Origin of the sequence: Sphingomonas sp. NPDC019816 (assembly GCF_050274375.1) — a bacterium.
Taxonomy (GTDB): Bacteria; Pseudomonadota; Alphaproteobacteria; order Sphingomonadales; family Sphingomonadaceae; genus Sphingomonas.
The window spans coordinates 1-2,003 of record NZ_JBNNOB010000250.1; the positions used below are offsets into that span (position 1 = coordinate 1).

Annotated in this window: 2 protein-coding genes and 1 pseudogene; 2 read left to right on the forward strand and 1 reads right to left on the reverse strand. The window is 64.3% G+C overall.

Annotated elements, in window-relative coordinates; all coding sequences use genetic code 11:
- Positions 1–363 (forward strand): annotated as a pseudogene (locus tag ACQKJZ_RS19115) (methyl-accepting chemotaxis protein); the annotation flags it as partial.
- Positions 364–403: 40 nt separating this feature from the next.
- On the opposite strand, the gene ACQKJZ_RS19120 reads toward ACQKJZ_RS19115, so the two are convergent.
- Positions 404–556, reverse strand: a complete 153-nt coding sequence (locus tag ACQKJZ_RS19120) for a hypothetical protein (RefSeq protein WP_427733265.1) — start codon at positions 554–556, stop codon at positions 404–406.
- Positions 557–588: 32 nt separating this feature from the next.
- On the opposite strand from ACQKJZ_RS19120, the gene ACQKJZ_RS19125 reads away from it, so the two are divergent.
- On the forward strand, positions 589–2,003 hold a 1,415-nt coding region (locus tag ACQKJZ_RS19125), incomplete at its 3' end, for a methyl-accepting chemotaxis protein (RefSeq protein ID WP_427733267.1).

Genomic DNA, 2,003 nt, shown 5'->3' on the forward strand with positions numbered 1-2,003 from the left:
TGCCGCGAACAGGATATCGGCGCGGTGCAGATCAACGAGGCGATCCAGCAGCTCGACAAGGTGACGCAGCAGAACGCGTCCGCCTCCGAGCAGATCTCCTCGACCTCCGAGGAACTGGCCAGCCAGGCCGAGGAACTGCAGGAAAGCATCGCCTATTTCAATGTCGGCAACGACAGCCGCGCGACCACCCGTCGTGGCGCGGCCCCGGTACGCAAGCCGGCGGCACCCGCGAAGAAGGGCAAGTCTCCCGCGCATCGCCCCGGCTCGGTCGCCGAGCAGCAGGCACGGGTCCGCGGTTTCGCGCTCGACCTGACTAATGGCGGGCCGGACGGCGAAGACTCCGAATTCGGACGCGCCGCCTGATGGCCCTGGCGGCGGGGCGTCATGATCGCCCCGCCGCCGATCATTCGCCGTGCGATCGGCGCATGGCGTTGGCCGCGATCGGCCAGTCGCCGACCCGGAAATGCTGATCTGCGTCAAATGTTTTAGTGGTGAAAACCAATCCTTCACCCCCTTCGTCCATAGTCGACTCGGTAAACAAAGAAGCGGCCATCATGTCGTTTCGTATTTCCAACATGGGAATTTGACATGCGTGCGACGATCAAAATGAAGTTGGCGACGACATTCGCAATAGTGATCGCACTATTGTGCGTGGTTGTAGGTGTGGGGGTCGCCAAGATCGGCACGCTCAATGTTATGATCTCGGACATTGTGGAAGGGCCGTCGCGGCGCATTCAGCTGTCGCTGACGGCCGATGGTGATATCGGCCGGGCGATTCGCAACGAAAAGAACATGATGATGACCGGAGACATGGCGTTGAAGCGCAGCTTCGACACCAAGTTCGGCGAATATGATGGCAAGATCATCGACAATCTGAACAACGGCCTGAAAATCGCGAGCGAACAGGGGCGACCGGTATGGACCAAGGCGCTGGAGCAATGGCGCGCCTATAAGGCGGTCAGCGACCGGGCGCGGGGCTTGGCGCTTCAGAACCGAAATGCCGAGGCGTCGCAAATCTCGATGACCGAAGGCCGCGACATCGCGGTCCAGCTGAGCGCGACGCTGTTGAAGCTGGCAGAGATCACCCAGGGCCAGATGGTCCGGGCCGATAAGCAGGCGACCGAACTTTATGAGAATGCCCGGACGGTATTGCTCGCGACCGCGCTGTTCGCGCTGTTGATCGCGGTGGCCGGCGCGGTGTGGGTGGCCCGACTGGTGTCGAAGGGGCTGCGCACGGTCAGCGACGCGGTCACGTCGGTGGCCGATGGCGATCTGAGCAAGGAAGTGACGGTCGCCAGCAATGACGAGATCAAGGATCTGGTCGATACGGTCAACCGCATGATCGGTCGTCTGCGCGAGACGATCGGCCAGACCACCACCGCCGCGCAGAATGTGGCGGCGGGCAGCCAGCAGCTGTCGTCCTCGTCCGAGCAAGTGAGCCAGGGCGCGACCGAGCAGGCGGCGGCGGCCGAGGAAGCCTCGGCCTCGATGGAGCAGATGGCGGCCAACATCAAACAGAATGCCGACAACGCCACCCAGACCGAGAAGATCGCGCGCCAGTCGAGCCAGGATGCCGAACAGAGCGGCGTGGCGGTGCAGAAGGCGGTCGTCGCGATGCGCACCATCGCCGAGAAGATCGGCATCGTGCAGGAAATCGCGCGCCAGACCGACCTGCTGGCGCTGAACGCGGCGGTCGAGGCGGCGCGCGCGGGCGAACATGGTCGCGGCTTCGCGGTCGTGGCGGCCGAGGTCCGCAAGCTGGCCGAACGCAGCCAGACGGCGGCGGCCGAGATCAGCGGCATGTCGTCCGACACCGTGGGTGCGGCGACCCAGGCCGGCGAGATGCTGACCAAGCTGGTGCCCGACATTCGCCGCACCGCCGAACTGGTCGCCGAGATCAGCGCGGCGTGCCGCGAACAGGATATCGGCGCGGTGCAGATCAACGAGGCGATCCAGCAGCTCGACAAGGTGACGCAGCAGAACGCGTCCGCCTCCGAGCAGAT